General features: G+C 60.0%; 1 pseudogene. It reads right to left on the bottom strand.

Annotated features, from left to right (window positions below):
* Window positions 1-958 (bottom strand): annotated as a pseudogene (locus tag FH08_RS0133910) (hemagglutinin); the annotation flags it as partial.

The following is a 958-nucleotide window of genomic DNA, read 5'->3' as shown; positions in this document are numbered from 1 at the left end:
GCAGCTGCAACGTTGTCGTACGTCGAGCCGTCAACCGTGATCGATGGCTTGGTGACCTTGCCCGAAGCGTCAACTGTCGCACCGCCGCCGATAGCTGCTGCCGTCGTCGATGCTGTGTTGAACAGTTGCGAACCATTGATTGCGTCCGTGCTGGTTGCGTTCACCGTGCCAGCCGTCAGCTTCGTGATCTTCGTGCTGCCAGCCGTGCCCTTCAGCGTGATCGTGTCCTTCGACGTTGCATTGTCGTAAGCCACAAACGAGTTTTGTGCTTTGCCCGTCGAGTCAACAACGATGCCCATGGCCGTCAACTGACCCATGTTCACTGCGTCGTTCGCATTCGCGCCAGCTGCCACGTTGGTCAACGTCACTGCCTTCGTTGCTGCCGATCCACCAAGCGTGACCTTGTCATGCGCGGACGAGTCGTACGCTACGCCATCCACCGGCACAGAGCTGCCGGTTGCCGCAAACGCTGCTGCGATGGTGTCATACGTCGACGAACCTACCGTGAACTTCGGCGCGATGATCTTGCCCGAAGGATCAACTGTCGCGCCGCCGCCGATAGCTGCTGCCGTCGTCGATGCTGTGTTGAACAGTTGCGAACCATTGATTGCGTCCGTGCTGGTTGCGCTCACCGTGCCAGCCGTCAGCTTCGTGATCTTCGTACCAGACGTGCCCAGCAGCGTGATCGAGTCCTTCGACGTGTTGTCGTAAGCGACGAATGCGTTCAGCGCCTGGCCGGTCGAATCGACCTTACCGCCCAATGCCGACAACTGTTTGTAGTTCACCGCGTCGAGATCGCTTGAGCCCGCTGCCACGTTAGTCAACTTCACCGCTGCGCCCGTGCCACCAAACGTGACCGATGCGTGCGTGGTGCTGTCGTACTGGACTGCGTTGCCCGATGCTAGCTTGGCTGCCGTTGCCGCTGCACCTGCTGCGGTCGTCGCAGCTGCAACGTTGT

This window comes from Caballeronia sordidicola, assembly GCF_000729995.1.
GTDB lineage: Bacteria > Pseudomonadota > Gammaproteobacteria > Burkholderiales > Burkholderiaceae > Caballeronia > Caballeronia sordidicola_A.
Note: the sequence above shows the minus strand (reverse complement) of the source record. Positions and strands in the feature narration are given on the sequence as shown.